Annotated in this window: 19 protein-coding genes; 14 read left to right on the plus strand and 5 right to left on the minus strand. The window is 27.4% G+C overall.

The genetic code is table 11. From position 1 onward, the window contains the following. Positions 1 to 4: 4 nt before the first annotated feature. From mutL to KGF36_RS07790, 14 genes are all read left to right on the plus strand, one after another. The gene (gene mutL / locus KGF36_RS07725; RefSeq protein ID WP_227828007.1) at positions 5 to 1,990 is read left to right on the plus strand and encodes a DNA mismatch repair endonuclease MutL; all 1,986 of its coding nucleotides are present in this window, start codon (positions 5 to 7) and stop codon (positions 1,988 to 1,990) included. 38 nt (positions 1,991 to 2,028) lie between these two features. Then, on the plus strand, positions 2,029 to 2,964 hold the full coding sequence (gene miaA, locus KGF36_RS07730) for a tRNA (adenosine(37)-N6)-dimethylallyltransferase MiaA (RefSeq protein WP_227828008.1): 936 nt from the start codon (positions 2,029 to 2,031) through the stop codon (positions 2,962 to 2,964). Between the two features lie 115 nt (positions 2,965 to 3,079). Continuing rightward, entirely contained in the window at positions 3,080 to 3,349 is a 270-nt protein-coding gene (gene hfq / locus KGF36_RS07735; protein WP_169466998.1) for an RNA chaperone Hfq, read from the plus strand. Positions 3,350 to 3,472: 123 nt separating this feature from the next. Further along, a complete protein-coding gene (locus KGF36_RS07740) occupies positions 3,473 to 4,753 on the plus strand; it encodes a methionine gamma-lyase family protein (protein WP_227828009.1) in 1,281 nt (426 codons plus the stop codon). Positions 4,754 to 4,822: 69 nt separating this feature from the next. After that, positions 4,823 to 6,169, plus strand: a complete 1,347-nt coding sequence (locus KGF36_RS07745) for a M20 family metallopeptidase (protein WP_227828010.1) — start codon at positions 4,823 to 4,825, stop codon at positions 6,167 to 6,169. Positions 6,170 to 6,307: 138 nt separating this feature from the next. After that, the gene (locus KGF36_RS07750) at positions 6,308 to 7,390 is read left to right on the plus strand and encodes an SIR2 family protein (RefSeq protein ID WP_227828011.1); all 1,083 of its coding nucleotides are present in this window, start codon (positions 6,308 to 6,310) and stop codon (positions 7,388 to 7,390) included. 82 nt (positions 7,391 to 7,472) lie between these two features. Next, positions 7,473 to 8,105 (plus strand): cyclase family protein, encoded by a 633-nt coding sequence (locus tag KGF36_RS07755; protein WP_227828012.1) that lies wholly within the window; start codon positions 7,473 to 7,475, stop codon positions 8,103 to 8,105. Positions 8,106 to 8,170: 65 nt separating this feature from the next. Then, entirely contained in the window at positions 8,171 to 8,710 is a 540-nt protein-coding gene (locus KGF36_RS07760; protein ID WP_227828091.1) for a prolyl-tRNA synthetase associated domain-containing protein, read from the plus strand. Between the two features lie 49 nt (positions 8,711 to 8,759). Beyond that, positions 8,760 to 9,446 (plus strand): DUF554 domain-containing protein, encoded by a 687-nt coding sequence (locus KGF36_RS07765; RefSeq protein ID WP_227828013.1) that lies wholly within the window; start codon positions 8,760 to 8,762, stop codon positions 9,444 to 9,446. A 182-nt stretch (positions 9,447 to 9,628) separates the two neighbouring features. Beyond that, on the plus strand, positions 9,629 to 10,504 hold the full coding sequence (locus KGF36_RS07770) for a kinase (RefSeq protein ID WP_227828014.1): 876 nt from the start codon (positions 9,629 to 9,631) through the stop codon (positions 10,502 to 10,504). Between the two features lie 447 nt (positions 10,505 to 10,951). Beyond that, positions 10,952 to 12,250 (plus strand): acyl-CoA thioesterase/bile acid-CoA:amino acid N-acyltransferase family protein, encoded by a 1,299-nt coding sequence (locus KGF36_RS07775; RefSeq protein ID WP_227828015.1) that lies wholly within the window; start codon positions 10,952 to 10,954, stop codon positions 12,248 to 12,250. Between the two features lie 150 nt (positions 12,251 to 12,400). Beyond that, on the plus strand, positions 12,401 to 13,792 hold the full coding sequence (locus KGF36_RS07780) for a hypothetical protein (protein ID WP_227828016.1): 1,392 nt from the start codon (positions 12,401 to 12,403) through the stop codon (positions 13,790 to 13,792). A gap of 177 nt (positions 13,793 to 13,969) precedes the next feature. Beyond that, on the plus strand, positions 13,970 to 14,557 hold the full coding sequence (locus tag KGF36_RS07785; RefSeq protein ID WP_227828017.1) for a TetR/AcrR family transcriptional regulator: 588 nt from the start codon (positions 13,970 to 13,972) through the stop codon (positions 14,555 to 14,557). Positions 14,558 to 14,589: 32 nt separating this feature from the next. Beyond that, the gene (locus KGF36_RS07790) at positions 14,590 to 15,381 is read left to right on the plus strand and encodes a class I SAM-dependent methyltransferase (protein WP_227828018.1); all 792 of its coding nucleotides are present in this window, start codon (positions 14,590 to 14,592) and stop codon (positions 15,379 to 15,381) included. Between the two features lie 115 nt (positions 15,382 to 15,496). Here KGF36_RS07790 and KGF36_RS07795 read toward each other — a convergent pair whose 3' ends face one another. From KGF36_RS07795 to KGF36_RS07815, 5 genes are all read right to left on the minus strand, one after another. Continuing rightward, positions 15,497 to 17,914 carry an ABC transporter permease gene (locus tag KGF36_RS07795; RefSeq protein WP_227828019.1) on the minus strand — a complete coding sequence of 806 codons (2,418 nt, stop codon included), beginning with the start codon at positions 17,912 to 17,914 and terminating at the stop codon, positions 15,497 to 15,499. Positions 17,915 to 17,926: 12 nt separating this feature from the next. Then, complete coding sequence (locus KGF36_RS07800) at positions 17,927 to 18,592, minus strand: ABC transporter ATP-binding protein (protein ID WP_227828020.1); 666 nt, start codon at positions 18,590 to 18,592, stop codon at positions 17,927 to 17,929. 82 nt (positions 18,593 to 18,674) lie between these two features. Next, the gene (locus KGF36_RS07805; RefSeq protein WP_227828021.1) at positions 18,675 to 19,706 is read right to left on the minus strand and encodes a sensor histidine kinase; all 1,032 of its coding nucleotides are present in this window, start codon (positions 19,704 to 19,706) and stop codon (positions 18,675 to 18,677) included. Then, positions 19,696 to 20,382 (minus strand): response regulator transcription factor, encoded by a 687-nt coding sequence (locus KGF36_RS07810; protein WP_227828022.1) that lies wholly within the window; start codon positions 20,380 to 20,382, stop codon positions 19,696 to 19,698. Before KGF36_RS07810 ends, KGF36_RS07805 begins: the two co-directional genes overlap by 11 nt. Positions 20,383 to 20,547: 165 nt before the next feature. Next, complete coding sequence (locus KGF36_RS07815) at positions 20,548 to 21,612, minus strand: 4Fe-4S dicluster domain-containing protein (protein ID WP_227828023.1); 1,065 nt, start codon at positions 21,610 to 21,612, stop codon at positions 20,548 to 20,550. Positions 21,613 to 21,844 lie beyond the last annotated feature (232 nt).

Here is a 21,844-nt window from a genome sequence, read left to right on the forward strand (position 1 = left end):
AAAAATGAAAAATATAATTAACATCCTAGATGATTTGACTATAAATAAAATAGCAGCTGGAGAAGTAGTAGAAAGACCATCTTCTGCATTAAAAGAATTAATTGAGAATTCTATTGATGCAGGTGCAAATAAGATTTCTATAGATATCATTGATGGAGGAAAAACTTTAATTAAAATCACAGATAATGGAATAGGAATACCTTCAAGTGAAGTTGAGAAATCCTTTTTAAGACATGCTACTAGTAAGATAAAAAAAATTGATGATTTATATGATTTGTACTCTCTTGGATTTAGAGGAGAAGCATTAGCATCTATTTCAGCTATATCAAAATTAGAAATGATTACTAAGACCAAGGATGAAATGGTTGGAACGAAAATATTTGTAGAAGGTGGAAAAATAGTCTCAAAGGAGCCAATTGGTTCTACTAATGGTACAACAATCATTATAAAAGAGATTTTCTTTAATACACCAGCAAGACAGAAATTTTTAAAATCTACTCATGCAGAAACTATAAACATAAGTGATTTGATAAATAAGCTTGCAATAGGCAATCCTAATGTCCAATTTAAATATACAAATAATAATAAACAAATGTTAAATACTCCAGGTGATGGAAAGCTTATAAATACTATTAGGAGTATATATGGAAAAGAAATAACAGAAAACCTAATAAATATAGAATTTAAATGCAATCACTTTAAAATTGATGGATATATAGGAAATAATAACATCTATCGTTCCAATAAAAATTTGCAACATATCTATATAAATAAAAGGTTTGTAAAAAGTAAAATAATTATAGATGCAATAACTGAAAGTTATAAATCTATAATTCCAATAGGTAAACATGCTGTTTGTTTCTTAAATATAGAAGTAGAACCAGCATGTATTGATGTAAATATACATCCTAATAAGCTTGAAGTTAAATTTGAAAAAGAACAAGAAGTGTATATAGAACTAAGAGATTTTTTAAAAGTTAAATTAATACATTCTAACCTTATTGGAAAGTATGCTACGTATAATGATAAGAAAACGCAGCCTCGAATTGCTATTAATAATAGAGAAAAAAGTATAGATTATGAATTTAAAAATAATAATTTCGTTGAAGCTAATTCAAAAAATAATAATACAACTAAAGAGAAAGATGAATTTATTGAAGTTGTAAGTTTATCAAGTGAAAAACTAATAGATGAATTTCCTTCTGTAAGTGAAGTTTTAAATGCAAATATAGAAAATGAATTAAAAAATACGGGTTATTTAGGAGAAGAGGTTGTAAATGACAATATACAAGAAGAATTTCAAGTTGATGGGCCTAAACAAATTGATAGTTCTAAAAATGAAGACAGTCATTATTTAGAAAAAAGTATTAAAGACAGCGAAGAGGAGTATTTAACTAATTCAAAACGTAAATTTTCCTTATATGGATATTCTGTAATTGGGGTTGTATTTAATACTTATATAATCCTAAGTAAAGATGATTCTATGTATTTGCTAGACCAACATGCTGCACATGAAAGAGTTTTGTATGAGAGATATATGGATAAGTTCTATAGACAAGATATCAATATGCAAATACTTTTAGACCCAGTAATTCTTGAAGTATCAAATGTAGACATGCTTCAAATTGAAAATAATTTAGAGTTATTTATGAAATTTGGTTTTGAATTAGAAGTTTTTGGCAACAATCATGTAATGATAAGATGTGTTCCAACTATATTTGGAATTCCAGAAACTGAAAAGTTTATACTTCAAATAATTGATAATATAGATGAGATTACAAGTAATTATGATTTAAAAGGTGAGAGATTTGCATCAATGGCATGTAGATCTGCAATAAAAGCAAACGATAAAATATATGATATTGAGATAAAAAGCTTATTGGAACAATTAGAAAATTGTGAGAATCCATTTACGTGTCCTCATGGAAGACCAATAATGGTTGAAATTTCTAAGACCGAAATAGAAAAAATGTTTAAAAGAATTATGTAAAATATTTTGGATAGTTAGAATATATGGAAAGGAATGTTATGAAAAAAATACCACTTATAATACTTACAGGTCCAACTGCTGTTGGAAAGACTGATTTGTCAATAAAGTTAGCAAAAGATATGGATGCAGAGATAATTTCAGCAGATTCTATGCAAATATATAAATATATGGATATTGGAAGTGCAAAAGTTACTTCAGAGGAAATGCAAGGAGTAAAGCATTATCTTATAGATGAGGTTAAACCTGACTATCCATTTTCAGTTTCAGAATTTCAACAAAGAGCAAAAAAATATATATCTGAAATAAATCAAAAAGGAAAGTGTGTTTTAGTGACTGGAGGAACTGGTCTTTATCTGAATTCTTTAATATACAATATGGATTTTGCAAAATCTGATGCTAACAATGAATTAAGAGAAGAACTTCAAAAACAACTTCTTGAGAATGGAATAGATTACATGCATGATAAATTAAAATCACTTGATGAAGAAGCTGCTGATAGAATTCATAAAAACAATACAAAGAGAGTTATAAGAGCGCTTGAAGTTTGTCTAAGCGGTAAGAAAATGAATGACTTTTCAAGTGACTTAAAATTTAATGACGATTATCAACCTATAATAATAGTTTTGAATAGAGATAGAGAGCATTTGTATGAAAGAATAAATATGAGAGTTGATATTATGCTAGAGAGTGGTTTGGTTGAAGAAGTTAAAAAACTCTTAAGCATGGGATTTAAAAAAGACATGATATCAATGCAAGGTATAGGATACAAAGAGATATTGAAGTATTTAGATGGAGAATATACATATGAAGAAGCCATTGAAATAATAAAAAGGGATTCTAGAAGGTATGCAAAACGTCAGATAACTTGGTTTAAAAGATATGAAACGGCAAAATGGTTTGATTTGGATAAATATGAAGATATAGATTTATTAAAAAATGAAATAATTATATATATTAAAAATTCTATAAAATAATATATATAAATTTTTAAGTATACAACTTCATATTGAAAATTTACCATAACTTATATAGAATATAAGATAGGAATATTTTAGATGTTCAATTTAATCTTGGGAGGGTACAAATCTAATGAAAAATACAGTTTTAAATTTACAAGATTTGTTTTTAAATAATGCTAGGAAAGAAAGGATACCTGTTACTATATATTTAGTCAATGGAGTGCAAGTCAAAGGGCTTGTAAAAGGATTTGACAGTTATATAATATTGATAGAAGGGGACAATAGACAACAAAACATGATTTATAAACATGCTGTTTCGACTATACAACCTGGTAAATATATTAATTTAACTAATCAAAATCAAAATAATAATAATAATAACAACAATAACAATAGATAATTAATTTAATTTAAGATAATTAAAAGGAGACTTATGCTAACTTATAAACTATAATTTATTTGTTTTAGTAAAATAGTCTCCTTTGACATGTTTAAATAAAATAACAAAGAGACAGGTGATAAAATGCTTAATGAGACAAAAGAATTACTGAAAGATTACTATGGTGTAGATGAAGATACTTTTAAACTATCACAAGAAACAATGGAAGATATAAAATATAAGTTTGAGGAAATAAAAGAAATAAGAGAATACAATCAATATAAAGTTTTAAAAGCTATGCAAGAATCTAAATTAAGTGACATGCATTTTAATTGGACCACAGGATATGGATATAATGATATTGGACGTGAAAAAATAGAGGAAATTTATTCCAAAGTTTTTAATACAGAAGATGCTCTTGTAAGACCAATAATTGTAAATGGAACACACGCACTTACTTTATGTATACAAGGAATAGTCAGACCAGGAGATGAAATTCTATCTGTTACTGGAAGACCATATGATACTTTAGAGGGTGTTATAGGTATAAGAGAAGAAAAAGGTTCTTTAAAAGAATATGGTGTTACATATGATGATGTAGATTTTTTAGAAGATGGAAATTTGGATTTAGAAGGAATTAAAAGAAAAATAAATGATAAAACTAAACTTGTTATGATACAAAGGTCAAAAGGGTATTCTTGGAGAAAATCACTTTCAATTAGTGATATAAAGGAAGCCATTGATGTAATAAAATCTGTTAAACCAGAAGTTATAGTAATGGTTGACAACTGTTATGGTGAGTTTCTAGATACTAAAGAACCAACTGATGTTGGAGCAGATGTTATGGCTGGTTCTCTAATAAAAAATCCTGGAGGTGGACTTGCATTAACAGGTGGGTATATAGCTGGTAGAAAAGATTTAATTGAACTTATATCATATAGAATGACTTCTCCTGGAATAGGTAAAGAATGTGGTCTTACCTTTGGAACTACTAGAAATGTTCTTCAAGGATTTTTCTTAGCACCATATGTAGTATCTCAAGCTGTAATGGGCGCTATATTTTGTTCAAGAGCTTTTGAAAAATTAGGATATGATGTATTGCCAAAATATGATGATTTAAGAAGTGATATTATTCAGTGTGTTAGACTTAATAGTGGTGATGAAGTCATAAGTTTTTGTCAAGGAATACAAGAAGCTGCTCCAGTTGATTCTTATGTTAAACCTGTGCCTTGGGATATGCCTGGATATGAAAGTGAAGTTATAATGGCAGCAGGAGCATTTATACAAGGTTCTTCCATAGAATTAAGTGCAGATGCTCCAATAAGACCTCCTTACAATGTTTATTTCCAAGGAGGGCTTACATTTGACCATTCTAAAATGGGTACTTTAAAAGCAATTGAATTTATAAAAAAACTAAAAAAGTAAGCATATTTTTCTTTTAAAAGGTCAAAATATTTACTAGTATATTATGATGAGAATTGAAGGGTGATAATTATGAAAGAACAAATTAAAGAAAAAGTAAGTTCCCTACAAGATGAAATGATTTCTTCAATACAAGAAAGTGTAAAAATACCTAGTGTTATATCTGAGCCAACTGAAAATTTCCCATTTGGGGAAAATATAGATAAGGCTTTAAGAGGTATTTTAGACTTATGTAAATCTTTAGGGTTTAAAACAGTATATAAAGATGGATATTATGGCTATGCAGAAATAGGACAAGGTGAAAAAATGATAGGTATACTTGGTCATGTTGATGTAGTTCCAGAAGGTGACTTAGAAAGCTGGAATTATCCTCCATTTGAAGGTGTTTTAGAAGATGGTAAATTATATGGAAGAGGAACACAAGATGATAAGGGACCTACAATATCAGCAATTTATGCAGTAAAAGCTCTTATGGATTTAAATATAGATTTAAATAAGAGAATAAGATTTATTTTTGGAGCTGATGAAGAAAATCTTTGGAGATGTATAAATAAATACAAAGAAAATAATGAAGACGTACCAGACTATGGATTTACTCCTGATTCTAGATTCCCAATAACAAATGCAGAAAAAGGTCTTTTACAAGTTCATTTAACATGTGATAGTAAAAGTGATATAGAATTATCAGTTGGGAAGGCTTTAAATGCAGTTCCAGGAAAAGCAGTTTATATTGGAAAATATTCTGATGAGTTAAAAAAAGAATTAGATAAATTAGGTTTTGAATACACTGTTGAAGGAAATAAAATATGTATAATAGGAAAAAGTGTTCATTCAGCAGCCAGTGATACTGGTATAAATGCAGTAGCTAGACTTTGTATAGCTCTTAATAATATAGGGATAGATTCTAATATAATTAAGTTTTTAGCAGAAGTTATTGGTGAAGATGCTAATGGAAACAATATAGTTCCTAATTGCAAGGATGATGTGTCAGGAAAATTAACAGTAAATATAGGTAAAGTAACTATCGATAGTAAAAAAGAATTTGCTGGAATTGATGTAAGAATTCCTGTAACATATAAAAAAGATGACTTTGTAAAAGAACTAAAGAAAATAACAGATAAATATAATTTAGATTATAAAGAATATGATTTCTTGGATTCAATTTATGTTCCAGAAGATACACTTCTTGTTAAAACATTGAGAAAAGTATATGAAGAGGAAACTGGTCTTGATGGAACACCTCTTTCATCTGGAGGAGCAACTTATGCAAGAGCTTTAGACAATTGTGTTGCCTTTGGAGCTATTTTCCCAGGGAAACCAGAAACAGAGCATCAAGCTAATGAACATTTGATAGTAGAAGATATTGTAAAAGCTGCTCAAATATATGCTCTTTCTATTTATGAATTATTAAAGATTTAAATATAAATATAAAGCTGTCTTGTAATAGGATTTTTTCTAGTAAAAGACAGCTTTATTATTGTATTATTAAATAGGTTAATAAGATAAATATTTAATAGATATAAAAAATAATAGTAATGTTTATATAGGAGGAATTATATGAAAATAGCTATATTTTTGGGAGCAGGAGCATCAGCTGCAGAAAATTTACCTATTCAAAATGAATTATTTAGTGAATACTTTAAGAAATTAAAACCTAAAAATTATGATACTGATATGAATAGAGAATTGTATGCTTTTTTTAAACAAATGTTTAATATTGATATAAGAAAAGATAATCTAGATAATGCAAATTTTCCAACATTTGAAGAAGTTTTAGGGCTTTTAGATTTAGCAGAACAAAGAAGAGAAGGATTTAGAAATTTTGGACTTGAAAATTTAAATAATAGGAGTGATAGTATACGTTTTTTAAGACAGTATTTAATACTGTTGATGGCTGAAGCAATCCATAACACACCTAGAACAGATAATAAATATCACAAACTTCTAGTTGAAAATCTTTTACAAGATGATTTACTCCTTGATACAACTTTTATTAGTGCAAATTATGATATACATATAGACAATACAGTTACTGGTTTAAGAGATAAAAATAATTTGCCTATTATGCTTGATTATGGTGTAGAATTTACTAATTTTAAGGAAGAATTAAACTGGAGAAAACCGAAAGAACCATTAATTAAACTCTATAAGATACATGGTTCATTGAACTGGCTTTACTGTCCCATTTGTAACAGTTTAACTCTTACACCACATGAAGGTGGTGTTATGAAACTAATTGAAAACAGTTCAGAGACAAAATGTCTAGAATGCAATGAATTGACAGAACCTATTATAGTTCCACCAACATATTTTAAGAATATGTCAAATATATTTTTAAGTAATGTCTGGAATGAAACAGAAAAAACTTTAAGAGATACTGACCTTTTAATATTTTGTGGATATTCATTTCCTGAAGCTGATATGCATATAAAATATATGTTAAAAAGAGTTCAGACAAATCGAAAAAAAGCCCCACTTAAAATAATGGTTTTTAACAATCATTCACAAAAACAAAGGATTACTTTAAAGAAAGAAGAAAGAAGATATAAACGTTTTTTGGGAGAAGATATTATATTTACTGATAATTCTTTTCAAGATTTTTCTATGAATCCATTAAATTTTATAAAAAGTATATATTAATTTGGCAATAATAGGATAAAATCCAATAGAAATAAAGTGAATTTAGGTATATAATAGAAAATAAAACATAGGGGGTATAAAAATGAAGGTTTTTGATTTAACTCATGTGACACATAATGATATGCCTGTATATGCAGAGCCTAATAGACCAGATATAAAAAAAATAGCTATTATTGAAGAAAATGGATATCAAGAAACATTAATCAGTGTATTTTCTCACAATGGAACTCATATGGATTCGCCAAAACATATGTATACTAAAGGGGAATCCTTAGATACATTGGATATAGAAAATTTTGTTGGTCAGGCTTATGTATTAGAACTTGAGCAAGGAAGCAAAAATATAGAATTGGAATATCTAAAAAAATATGAAGATGAGATAAAAAGTAGTGAGTTTATAATATTTAAATCAGGCTGGTCAAAGTTTTGGGATAAAAAACAATATTATGTAGGTTATCCTACTTTAACAGAAGAGGCTGCACACTATATAGCTGATAGTAATATAAAAGGAATAGGGATTGATATGTTGTCAGTAGATAGATATGATACGTTATCGTTTGAAGTGCATCATATTTTATTTGAAAAAGGTAAAATAATAATAGAGAATCTTACCAATTTAGAAGCTGTGCCAGAAAGATTTTTATTTATAGCAGCTCCATTTAAGTATAATGATGCTGATGGTGCTCCAGTAAGAGCAATAGCCATAGTAGAATAATATTTTACTATAAAATAAAGTGACATAGGTGTAATATACAAAGTATTAAAGGAGATTATAGTATGATGAGTGATTTAAAAGATAAAATGACAGAATTATCAGATGAAAATGAATTAAATTTAAATGAAACTAAAATATACAATGTATTAGATAAATTAAATATTAAATATGAGGTAGTAGAACATGAAGCTGTATATACAGCAGAACAGTTAGTAATTTTAAATGATATAACAAAAGGATGTCAGTGTAAAAATTTATTTTTAAGAAATGCTAAAGGAAATAAATACTATCTAATTGTAGTTAGAGGGGATAAACATGTTGATTTAAATTCAGTTAAAGAAAAAATAGGAAGTTCTAGGTTATCATTTGCTTCGCCTGAAAGATTATACAATGTACTTAAACTTCTTCCTGGAAGTGTAAATCCTTTTTCATTGGTAAATGATACAGAAAGAAAAGTAGAGCTTTACATAGATGAGGATGTAATTAAAGAAGAGTATTTAAATTTTCATCCGAATATAAATACTAAAACTGTAAACATATCTAGAAAGGGCTTTGAAGAATTTTTGGAATATTTAAAATATCCAATACAAAGTATTGATGTTTAAGTTTTGATAATGGGAGCAAATTTTAATTAGCTAATCGAGGGGAGAAAAAATGTTTGGAGTAATAGCAAATAGTCTAGCAATTGCAGGAGGATGTATAGTAGGTCTTATAATCAAAGGAGGATTACCTCAAAGAGTAAGTGATACTATAATGAATGGAATTGCATTATGTGTATTATATATAGGGATATCAGGAGCACTAGAAGGAAAAAATACACTAGTAACGATAATATCTATAGCTTTAGGGGCTTTAATAGGAGAATTAATAGATATTGATAAATGGGTAAATAAATTAGGGGCATTTTTACAGAGTAGATTTTCTAAAGGCAACAAAAAAGATTCTATTGCTGAAGGTTTTATATCATCTAGTTTGTTGTTTTGTATAGGGGCTATGGCAGTAGTTGGTTCATTAGAAAGTGGACTTACAGGAAGCCATGATACTCTATTTGTAAAATCAGTAATAGATGGGATAGCTTCTATTATATTTACGGCTTCTTTAGGTATAGGTGTAATGTTTTCTGCTGTATCTGTATTTTTATATGAAGGTATTATATGTTTAGGGGCATCATTCTTAAATGGATTTTTAAGTGACCCTGTAGTTACAGAAATGACAGCTGCAGGAAGTTTATTAATTATAGGTCTTGGTTTAAATGTACTTAAGCTAACAAATATAAAGGTAGCAAATCTTTTGCCAGCTATATTTATGCCAATATTATTTGGTGTGTTTGGATTAATCTAGAAATTAAAAACTTAAAGTTTGTCTAAATTTTTTAAAAACTTTAGACAAATTTTTTATTTAGAAGGAAAATGGCTTTTATCATCAAATTAATAATTATAGTAGAAATAAGTTTAATATTATGATTATAAAGTTTATATTAAATTTATTTTATTGATGAAACTAATGGGGGAGGTTAAAACTCAATGATTACATTTGATGTAAATGGAGCTATTATCAGGTTTGATGATACAAAAAATAATTATAATAAGATAAGAAAAATTTTTAAATTGTATGCTTTAGAAATTTCTAAAAACTTTGAGAGAGATTGTTTAAATAATTTTCAAAATCTAAAACAAATATCAGATAGAGGTCTAAATCTAGGAGAAAAATATATAGAAGAATCTTTTAAGAAAGGAATCGAGACTATAGTGAGTTTTGGAATTATAACTATAGATATTGATACCTTTAAAAGTGTTTATTGTGAAAAATATTTAGATTTTAAAAGGCTTTTTAATAACTTAAATAAAACTTTTATTATACCAAATAAGAATAAAAAAAATAATTATGCAAATTTTTTAGAAATCGAATCTACAGTAAAAAAAATGAGTAATTATTTGTATAATGATTGTTTCAAAATTCATTATGCTGTTATAGATGCTCTTATAGAAAATAGAGTCAGTGAAGTCCATTCTTATATTGATGAAGAATCTATAAAAAAATCTAATGCCTTATTTAATAATTATAAAGATGGTTTTATTGGAAAAGCAGATGAGTGTAAGGTTGTAAAACAAATAATAACATTAAATCCATATAGAGAAGACGTATACGAATTTTTGGTAAAAGAGGATGGTGATTTTAGTAAAGAGATTGAAAGATTAACTGAGTTTTTAGGATATGATATAAAAGAATATAAGGCTTCCTTAATGGATCTTTATATAAATGAACTAGTAGAGAGCGATGAAAGTGATGCTGAAAATGCAAGAGAGAAGATTGAAAAGTATGCTAAGTATATTGGATGTAGTGATGAAAATCTATATATAGCAAGAGTTAATGCCATATACACTTTTGCCAATGCATAAATTTTATATAATCTGTAAATAAAAAAATATATGATTGTACTAAAATTTTAAATAAAAAATACTTGTTAAGCTTACTAAAAAATAATTTATATTTTCTAGATAAAAATCATTCCTTTAAAGGGGTGGTTTTTTATTTTTTCAGCTATATTCTATCTAATTTCTTAAAGAAAATTTCTATGGTATTTTATTAATGATAAAGACTATATTTAAATTTCATTTTTTTTATCATCCAATATAAGAAGCAAAATTTAAGTTAAAAATGGTTCATATTGTTAAGAGAATTTGAATCAAATAAAAAAGACAATATATTGACTAAATTAATTTGAATTGATATAATAAAATAGTCAACATAATGTCGTATATTTGAATTATTAATAGTCTACTAAAGAAATTTATTTCAAATATATATAACTCATGAACACTAATTATTATATGGAGGAATCAATTATGAAAGTAAATGTGTACGATGTAGAATCACTTGTAGATGATAAAATTAAAGTTATAGTTTCAGACTTAATTCCAAATAGTAAATTAAGAGTATCTATGAAAATGGAATTTCCATGGTGTAAAGGAGAGGAATTTTCATCTTATGGAGTATTTTATTCAAATGAAAAAGGAGAAGTGAATTTAGATTCAGTGGAACCTTTAGAAGGGTCTTATAAAACGGCTGACTGCATGGGGTTAATTTATTCCTTGAAAAAATCGAAAACTGAAGGTAAAAATTTTGCAGAAAATATATCTATTGATAAACCAATAATCATGAATATGATATTTGAATCTGATATTGAAAGAAAAGAGGTTAGGTTGAAGAGATTGTTTAAAACAGAAGATATTATCACAAAAGACATATCAGATGAATTTATAGGAAAATTATTTTATAAACAAAATTCTAGTAATAAAACAATTTTAGTTTTAGGTGGTTCTGATGGAAATTTAGATGCTTTAGAACTTTTAGCAGCTCCACTTGCATCTAGAGGATTCAATGTACTAACAGTTGCTTATTTTGATTTAGAAGGATTGCCAAGTAAATTAGAAGAAGTACCATTAGAATACTTTGAAAACGTATTTAAATGGATTAGTGAAAATGAAATCACTAATACTAAAGAACTATTTGTACATGGAACATCAAAAGGTGGCGAATTAGCACTTTTACTTGCTTCAAGATATAAGCAAATTAAAAAAGTAGTAGTATCACAGCCTCATGCGTATTGTTTTCAAGCACTTGATGGACAGATGAATGGAAAAGATACTTCATCATGGTCATATAAAGGTAAGCCACTTCCATATATCAAAGTCGACAATAATATATTTTTTGAAGACCAGAAAAAAGATATAGAAAAAGGAATCCCATTTGGATTTGCCAGTACCTATAAGAAAAGCATTGTAAGGGCAGACAATAAAGAAGAAGCTAGAATAAAAGTAGAAAATTCTGAAGCTGATATTCTTATGATTTCTGGAAAAGAAGATAATATTTGGAATAGTTATGATGGTTGTGTAGAAATCATGGAAAAACTTAAAAAAAATAACTACCAATATAATGTGGAACTATTAACATATGATAAGATGGGACATCCTTTACCAATTCCATATATTGTGCCTCTAAAGGAAACTTTATTTGTGAATATGGATGGAGGAATATTTTCTTCAGGAGGAACTGTAGAAGGTAATGCAAAAGGACAGTTTGAATCATGGAAAAGAACTATTGAATTTTATAAAGAACCTTTATCAATTGATATAAAAAAATAAAAATGACTATATTTTTCTATATATGCACAAAATCTATCAATTTTACAACTTTAATTTATTGTTTATGTAATTTGTATGTTATATACTAGTTTTAACAAGATTGATAATTTATAAACAATTATAAGAGTTATTGAAAGGTGGAGTGAAATTATGGAAAGACTCACTAGAAGTGAACAGCCTCATATAAAATTTGGAATGTTTAAGATACGAATTCCATTTATACATTACAGATTTGAGAAACCAGAAGCTATTCAAGGCATAATATCAAGTATGACAAGCTTAGGAACTATTGGACTTAGCACGCAAATATTAGGATTACCATATGAAGTCGCATGGAGTATGGCTATCATTAACTCAATATTGTACTGCTTACATGTTTTTATGGGAGACCCAGTAGTTCCTGGCTGGATTACAGCTTCTATAACTCTTACAACTGCATATTTGTTAAAGTTCAATATTGGTATTGAAAGAATACAAGCATTAACAGCTTTACAAATAGATTTAGGAATTATATTTATTTTAATGGGAATAACAGGTATAGCTGGAAAACTAGTAAATAGAATCCCAAATTCCATCAAAGGTGGGATACTTATGGGAGTTGGTATATCAACTGTAATATCAGAATTTAGTCCTAAAGGCAGATTTGAATCTTATCCAATATCTATAACAGTAGGGATTTTAGTTGCTTGTTTTGTAATGTTTTCTGAAAAATTTGATGCTCTAAAAATAAAGAATAAGTTTTTGTTTCGATTAGGTCAATATGGCGTGGTTCCAGCTATTTTAGTGAGTTTAATTATAGGAATATTTAGTAAAGAAATAGGAATTCCTAGCTTTAATTTTGAAAATATTATTTATATAATGGATTTTCAAAAACTAATAGATACAGTATCTCCTTTTGGAATAGGTTTTCCAAGTGTAATATTATTTATACAAGGATTGCCAATGGCTTTCATGATATACATAATTGCGTTTGGTGATTTTATAACAGGTGAAAATTTAGTTCTTTCTGAAAGTAAAAACAGAACAGATGAGTATATTGATTTTAATTCCAATAGGTCTAATGTTATAAGTGGAATAAGAAATATTGCTATGGCAGTTATTTCTCCATATATAGCTATGTGTGGTCCATTGGCGGCAACTCTTACTGGAAGTGTTGCTCAAAGATATAAGGTCGGAAAGGAAGCAATGCAGTCTATTTTTAGTGGTATGGGTACGTTAGTATGGGTTTCAGCTATTTTTATTTGCTTTTATCCAATTGCACAAATAGCTACTCCTCTTATACCATTAGCATTATCAGTGACACTTCTAGTTCAAGGTTATTTATGTACTAAACTATCAATGGAACTATGTGATACTGGCGTAGAGAGAGGTTTAATTGGGCTGATGGGTGGTGTAATTGCTGCTAAAGGTGGAACATGGGGTCTTGTAGTAGGCTTTATACTTTATTTTGTGCTAATAGATTCTAAAAAGAGAAGAGAAAATGATAGTAATTCATCAGAAGATTATGTATATGAAATATCAGATAAAAAGAAAACTATTTAAAATAAAAAATGAGTTGCAATTGTCTGTTAATTGATTAATTGCAACTCATTTTTTATTTATTAACCCCAGGAATGACAAAAAAATGTAAAATTTTTTCTTGACATAATTTTTTTGATATATAATAATTGTTATACAACACATGTGTTTTATAAAATTTTAATGGAGAAGTGAACTTATATGCCACCTAAAGCAAAAATAACGAAAGAAATGATTTTGAATATTGTCTTGGATATTACAAGAGAAACAGGATTTGAAACTGTAAATGCAAGGAGTATTGCAAGTAAATTACAATGTTCTACTCGACCAATTTTTACTTGTTATGAAAACATGGATGAATTAAAATCTGAATTTCTTGCTTTTGCATACGAATACTATAATCAGTATGTTATTAATTATCATAACTCTGAAAATGTCAGTCACTATTTATTACTTCCACTTTCATACATTGAATTTGCTCAAGAAGAAACACATTTATTTAAGTTGCTATTTATAAACGATTTAGATTTGATGATGGAAGAGGCAAATGATTTTTATAAAGAAATTGATAATGAAAAAAAGGCAAGGCTTTTTTCGGAAAGCATTGGAATAGAGTTAGAATGTGCAAAAGTCATATTTTTAGATTTATTTCTTTATACTCATGGCATAGCTGTCTTAACAGCAACAAAAAAAATAACATTAGATAGAAATAGTGCTGAAAAAATGTTAAAAAATATATTATCAGCTTTTATAAGACAAGAAAAAACGGATTGGAATTTATCTATTTGATGTTTACTAACTAATACAGAAGGGGGTGCAATATGAAAACAAACCAATACTTAATTGATTTTTACAATAATTACGACGAAGATAGTCGGTTGGCATTAAAGTATGGAACAGTTGAATTCCTAACTACTATGCATTACATTGAGAAGTACATAAAACCTGGCGACCGTGTGCTTGAAATTGGTGCTGCAACTGGTCGCTATTCTCACACGCTGGCACGTCAGGGATATGACGTCGATGCAGTGGAATTGGTCGAACATAACATAGAAGTTTTCCGTAAAAATATTCAATCAAATGAAAATATAACTATTACTCAAGGTAATGCTATGGATTTATCTGTTTTCCCAGATAATGAATATGACATTACATTGTTGTTAGGTCCGTTGTATCATCTTTATAACAAAGAGGATAAGCAACAAGCTCTACATGAGGCTATTCGTGTAACAAAACATGGGGGTGTGATTTTTGCTGCATATGTTATATCTGATGGCTGTCTTATTGATGAAGGGTTCAACCGAGGAAATATCAATGTAGCTGAATATATTGAAAAGGGCTTGATTGACCCACAGACATTTGCTACCAAGTCAGAGCCAAATGATTTGTTTGAACTTGTCCGTAAAGAAAACATTGACGATTTGATGTCTGTCTTTCCTGTAACAAGACTGCATTACGTCGCATCAGACGGTTTAGCCCTATGTATGCATGAAGCAGTAGATGCTATGGATGATGACGCATTTGAGTTATATTTGAAGTATCACTTTGCTACTTGTGAACGCGAAGATTTAATAGGCGTTACGAGTCATTCGATTGATATATTCAGAAGATAAACAATAGAAGGTAAAAAAACAAACAGAGGGTCGTAAAATCAAAGTTTTCTGACCCTCCGAATTTTGAAAATCTATGTTGAGTGTAGTATAAAAGTAGCTATTTTTATATCTATTCTTATTGAGAGCGTAAACGTTCTGTAAGGGATTGTTTTTCTAGATTTCTTATAAGTAATTCAATTATTAATATTTGTATGCATATTAACACAAATGAAAAAATTAAAATAGAAAAGATAGAAAAATTGAAATTAATGAAGTCTAATCTAATAACATCTTTTATAAAAAAGCAGAGTAATTTTGAACCACAATAACCCAATATAATCGATACAAATATAGCTTTAATACTCAAATTCAAACCTTCTCGATAGAGCATTTTGTGCAACTGTTTTTTTGTCATTCCAACTGCCTGAAGCAAGGCAAACTCTTTTTTTCTAATTAATACACTATTTACAAGAATATTTGTCATATTAAGGATACCAAAACAGGAAATTAAGCCAACAAATACATATGCAGCTATAATCATATACTTAAAAGCTCTAGTTAGCATTTTATAATCATTATCATATGAATAAAGGATTAAATTTGAATTATTTTGAATAATATTTAATAGTTTTTCTTCAACTTCTTTTGAATACTTTTTATCAGATAAAATTGAAAAATGTAAATTTGTATTATATGGTGTTATTTTATCTAAAGCCTTATCTGAAGTAAAGAACATACATCCTGTATTGGAATTATCGATTATTCCAACTATTTTCATTTGTCTTTTGATGATGTCATTTCCACTAAATATGTTAAATGTAATTGTACTTCCAATTTTCAAATCAATTCCATAAGATTTTGTTTTATATTTATTTACAATTAAGCTGTTTGAATCCAATTGATTATAGTCAATTTTTCCATTTACAATATACTTTTGGAATGATTTTGCAAGCTCTGGTGTGATACCTTCAATCAATGTTGTAACTTTACTTCCATCTTCATCTTTAATTGAAGGGTCTATAACTTCACATTTAATTCCTTTAGATTCAATTACCTTTTGTACTCCATAAATTGAATTGATTTCATTTTTAAGAGTGTTTGTAAATGGATTATTTTGCTGAATTTGTGTAATGCGTTCATACAAATTGTCAATTTTATTTCCAATAATATAATTTTCATTATAAACGAATGTCTGAGACATCTGTTTATTAAAATCTATAGAATTAGCAAGACTAGCAATTGAAATAAATAATATTCCACTAATACTCAATGAAATTAATGCTATTAAATTTTTCTTTCTATTTACCTCAATATTTTTTAGTGCTAAATTTTTAATATTTATATGATTAAGTGTTTTAATTTTATTTCTAAATTTAATTTCTGCATATTGCATAGCTTCAATAGCAGAAGTTTTAGAAATAATTCTAGCTGGTTTATTTAAAGAAATTCTTACAGTCAAAAATATTACTATTGATAATACTACAATAATAAATAAGTCAGTAGTCATTTGCCATGCTAAAGGTTGAATTATATATGTAATTATGCAGGAAGATATAATGCCTATTGGAATAAAAATAATAGATAAAATATTTCCTTGTAGGTAAATAATCTTTCTTAATTGCAAAGAAGTCATACCAAGTGCTTTCAATTTTGCATACATTTGAACCGAATTAACAACTGAAATATAAAAAATACTATAAATAACAAATAAACTAGAAAAAAGAATAATTACTCCTACTATTAAAACTGTAATAACTTGTTCACTATCAATTAAATTTGATTCAATATAATTATCATTTAAATATATATTATGTTTTTTAATATTTAAAGAGGAACCAATTTCATTTAATTGAGTCTTAATTGAAGTAGGGGATTTTTCTAAATTTTCTTTTGATAATCTAACTAATACATCTACAGTATTTGGAGTTGCTTCATCAAAATTATTGCTTTTGATTTGTAAAGGTGTAGAAGCTACATTCTTTAGATAATCATTGGAAACAACTGTATAGTATTGCTTAGCATTATCTTGATAATAATTTTCTACAAATCCAACAATAATAAAATTACTTTGTATTTCTTTGTTAGTAATATTATCACGATATTTTAATGTAATACTATCTCCAAGGTCTTTATTTAAACCAAGTTCATGCAGATATTTTTCTGAAATAGCAATTTCATATTTATTTGTTGGGATAGTTCCTTTTAGTAGTTTAAAATTTAGAAGCTCAATTGCAGTCTTATCTGCATATATCATTGACATCCTATAATCTGATTTTATCTCATTACCAAGTAACTTATAAACTCCTACGCTACTAAAGTTTTTATTTTGCTGTAATATATTTTTTGATTTTTCATTTACAGATTGATATCTCGCATGATAGGGAGATGCATTAATTAAATCCATAGAACCATTATATGAAACTAAAGCAGTCGTTAATAATAAACATGTAGAAATCATTATAATAATACCTGAAAGAAAAAATTTAAGCTTATTAATTTTTAAATCATTCAATGCTATTTTTCTAATGAAAGCACCATTATTATTTTTAAACATATATTTCACCTCCTAGTTATCAATTTTTCCATCTTCAATACGAATAATTCTATCTGCTAATTGTGCAATTTCATTATTATGGGTAATCATTACAATTGTTTGGTTAAATTTCTCACTTGTCATTTTAAGTAAACCTAATACATCTGCACTTGTTTTACTGTCAAGATTACCTGTTGGTTCATCAGCAAGTATAATAGCAGGTTTCGTTACAAGTGCCCTTGCAATAGCAACACGTTGCTGTTGTCCTCCAGAAAGATTACCTGGAACATCATATAGTTTTTCATCTAGTGCTAGTAGACTTATAATTTCATTTATAAAGTCTTTGTCTAGTGTTTCACCATCCAATCCAATTGGCAAAATGATATTTTCATATACATTAAGTAAGGGAACAAGATTATAATTTTGGAATATAAAACCTATGTTTCTACGTCGAAAAATTGTAAGTTGTTCATCATTCATAGTTGATAATTCTTTTCCTCTTATAATTACATTTCCGGATGTAGGATTGTCTAAACCGCCCATCATATTTAATAATGTAGATTTACCACTACCAGATGTACCTACAATAGAAATAAATTCACCTTTTTCAACAGATAGGCTCACACCATCAAGAGCTTTTGTAATGTTTGAATTTCTACCATAATATTTCTTTAAGTCTATTACTTGTAAAATACTCATCATAAGGACCTCCTTCATATATTGTAAGTACAGTATATAATCAAAATGTTGCAGAATTATCACAAATAAAATATTTGAAAATTTATTTATTAGGCAAAAATATAGAAAAAGTAGAGCCTTTTCCAATTTTTGATGTAACTTTAATATATCCACCTTGAAGAGATATAATTTTTCTTGAGAGATATAGACCAATTCCAATACCATCTATATCATGTACATCTTCTTCACGATAGAATCTCTTAAAAATTTCTGCTTGGTGACTTTCCGATATGCCTTTTCCAGTATCAGTAATATCTATTTTAACATACATAACCCAGCATTCTGTAGATATATGTATTTTACCTTTAGGGCTTGTGTACTTCACTGCATTATCTAATATATTGAAAATAGCTTCAGAAGTCCATTTTTTATCATGACATATACATAAGTTTGAATCACAATCAACTGTAACTTCAATGTTCTTTTTTTCAGCATCAAATAAAATTCCACTAAGTGAAGTAGCAATTGTTTCATAAATCAAATTCTTCTTTTTAGATAATGTAATTATACCTGTTTCTAGTCTTGAAGTTTTTATCATAGACTGCATTAAAAATTCTAATTTATCTAATTGACCTTGCATATCCATCAAAAACTCATTTTGAATTTCCGTTTTAAGATTCTGATTTAATAGGGTAGTATTAATTATCTTTAAATTTGCAATAGGAGTTTTGATTTGATGAGATATATCAGAAACTAATTCTTGTAAATCAGCTTTTTCCATAGCAATATTATGACGACTTTCTTGAATGACTTCATACATTCTAATCATTCTATGATTAATACGCGACAAAAGAGTTTCTTCTTCAAAAGCAATTTCTAGATTATCTTCACTATTCATCATCTTATCTAAAGTTAAACATATCTCAGAGCAAAAGAGAGTTATTTTCTTATGAAGTAAGAGCATGATTAATAATATAAAACCACAGAATATTATTGTATATATTAATAATAGGGCAACTATTTTAAAATCATTAGTTATTATATAAATTCCTATATTGAATAGAATAGTTGTAAGAGCCATACTAACAGCAATTATTAAATAAATAGAATTAAAAGAAAATTTTTTAAAATTCATTTTTTTCACCTATCCACATGTATCCCATACCATATACTGTTTTAATATATTGAGAGTCATCTTTTTCAATTTTACTTCTAATTCTACTTATAACAGATGTCAAAGTATGTTCATCTACGAAATTAGCATCTATATCCCAAAGTTTTTCTAAAAGTATTTTTCTTGTTAGAATATTTTTGGGATTTTCAATAAATAGTTTTAAAGTACGATATTCTAGTGGCGTAAATACAATTTGATTGCCATTTATACATGCAGAGAGCTCAGAAAAGTTAATCTTGAGATGTCCATCATCATAGCAATCTTGTTTTGTTTTTGTTGTAATATGCTTTAAAAGTGCTCTTACTTTTTGTTTAAACACATTGATGTTAAATGGTTTTGTTATATAATCCAAAGCTCCAAGTTCATAACCTTTAATCATATCATAATCCATATCATTGGCAGTTAAAAAAATTATAGGGATATCATAATTTTCTTTAATTTTCTTGCATAAATCAAATCCGCTTTTATCTGGTAGATTAACATCTAAAATAATTAAATCAAATTTGTGTTTAGCAATAGATTCTAAAGCAGATATAGCTGTAAATTTTGAAATAACCATATATCTCTCTTCATTTAAGTTATATGATAGTGTTTTATTTAATATAGTATCATCTTCTACTACTAATATTTTTTCCATATATTCACTCCTTTTATTTTTAATATTCTATATAAAGTCAATTATAGACTCAAAATGTTGCTAAATTGTCATAAATAATATAAATTATTTATATAAATAAAATATTTAATAAATAATCTGCCCTAGAATTTATCATAGAACAGACTAATTATTAAATATATAAAATTATTTTAACCAAGATGGATTTCCAGGTACAAATATTCTTTTACCAAATTTTGAAGTATATTCATCCAAAGCCTTCTCAATAAGCTCATTATTGCCTTTAAAAGAAGTAGTGTTTTTTATAGTTTCAAGGTTTTGGCTAAATGGGCAAGCAGATATACACATACCACAGTCTGTGCCTAGATATCTCCATTTAATATAACATGTTTCATGTTCAATCACCCAATTATATTTTCCATCATCACCAATTTTAATATCATTAGAAAGTGAGTGAGAAGGGCAATTAAAAGAACATTTTTTACATACTTTGCAAAAGTCTTCAAGTCCAAAATCAACATATTCATCTTCTATAAGTGGAATGTCAGTAGTGACAACCCCTAGTCTAAGTCTAGAACCATAATCTTTATTTGTAAGTATTGCATTTCTCCCTATATCACCTAATCCAGCATCGCGAGCTATAAAAACAGGCATTACTAGATAATTAGCATCCATATGATTTCTAGCATCATATCCTAGGTTTCTTATGTAGTAACTTAAAATCATACCGACAATAGATGCATCTACATAACATTTTGAAGTTTCTATAACTTCACATATCATTGGGGCTCTGTTTATCATTTCTTTATCCATTTCACATCCAAATACAATTGCATATTTATGAGATAGATTAACTTCTTCACCGTAGTTTTCTTCATGTCTTCCTCTATTTGTATAAATATGGTAGTCTTTTAATCTAGTTATACCAACCACAGAAGCTCCATATTGCTTTGCAAACCCTTTTATCTTTTTAGTCATTGACTTTGCATCTACATCTACTTTATTGTCACAAATTTTTCCTTCACATAGTGATTTTATATCAGATAAAAAGTCAAATGCACTACTTGCCATTGGAGAATTTATCTCATTATAAGTCATAGTTCCTTCACTACATAAATTTGGTCTACTTCTTATACTATCATCAACTTCTTTTTTTTTAGGATTTTTCTCATAATAGTCATTATAAGCAAAACCATTTTTTTTATAATTTGCTCTTGCAAACATAGTATTTCTTTCATCAACCCTTTTCAATTCTATTCCCCCTAGTAAAAGTATAATTAAATAATATAACCTTATCCTTACATAACTTAATTATATAAGAATAAGGTTATATTTTCAATTTAAGCGTCGTTAAATTAAATAATTTGTATTTATACAAGTTTTATAATATTTTTACATATAAATTATATTAATAATAAATAATAAAAAATTTAAGAATAAATATGATTTATTGTCTTTAAATGGAGTGTATTGACATATTGTA

The organism is Clostridioides sp. ZZV14-6009, assembly GCF_020658095.1.
GTDB lineage: Bacteria > Bacillota > Clostridia > Peptostreptococcales > Peptostreptococcaceae > Clostridioides.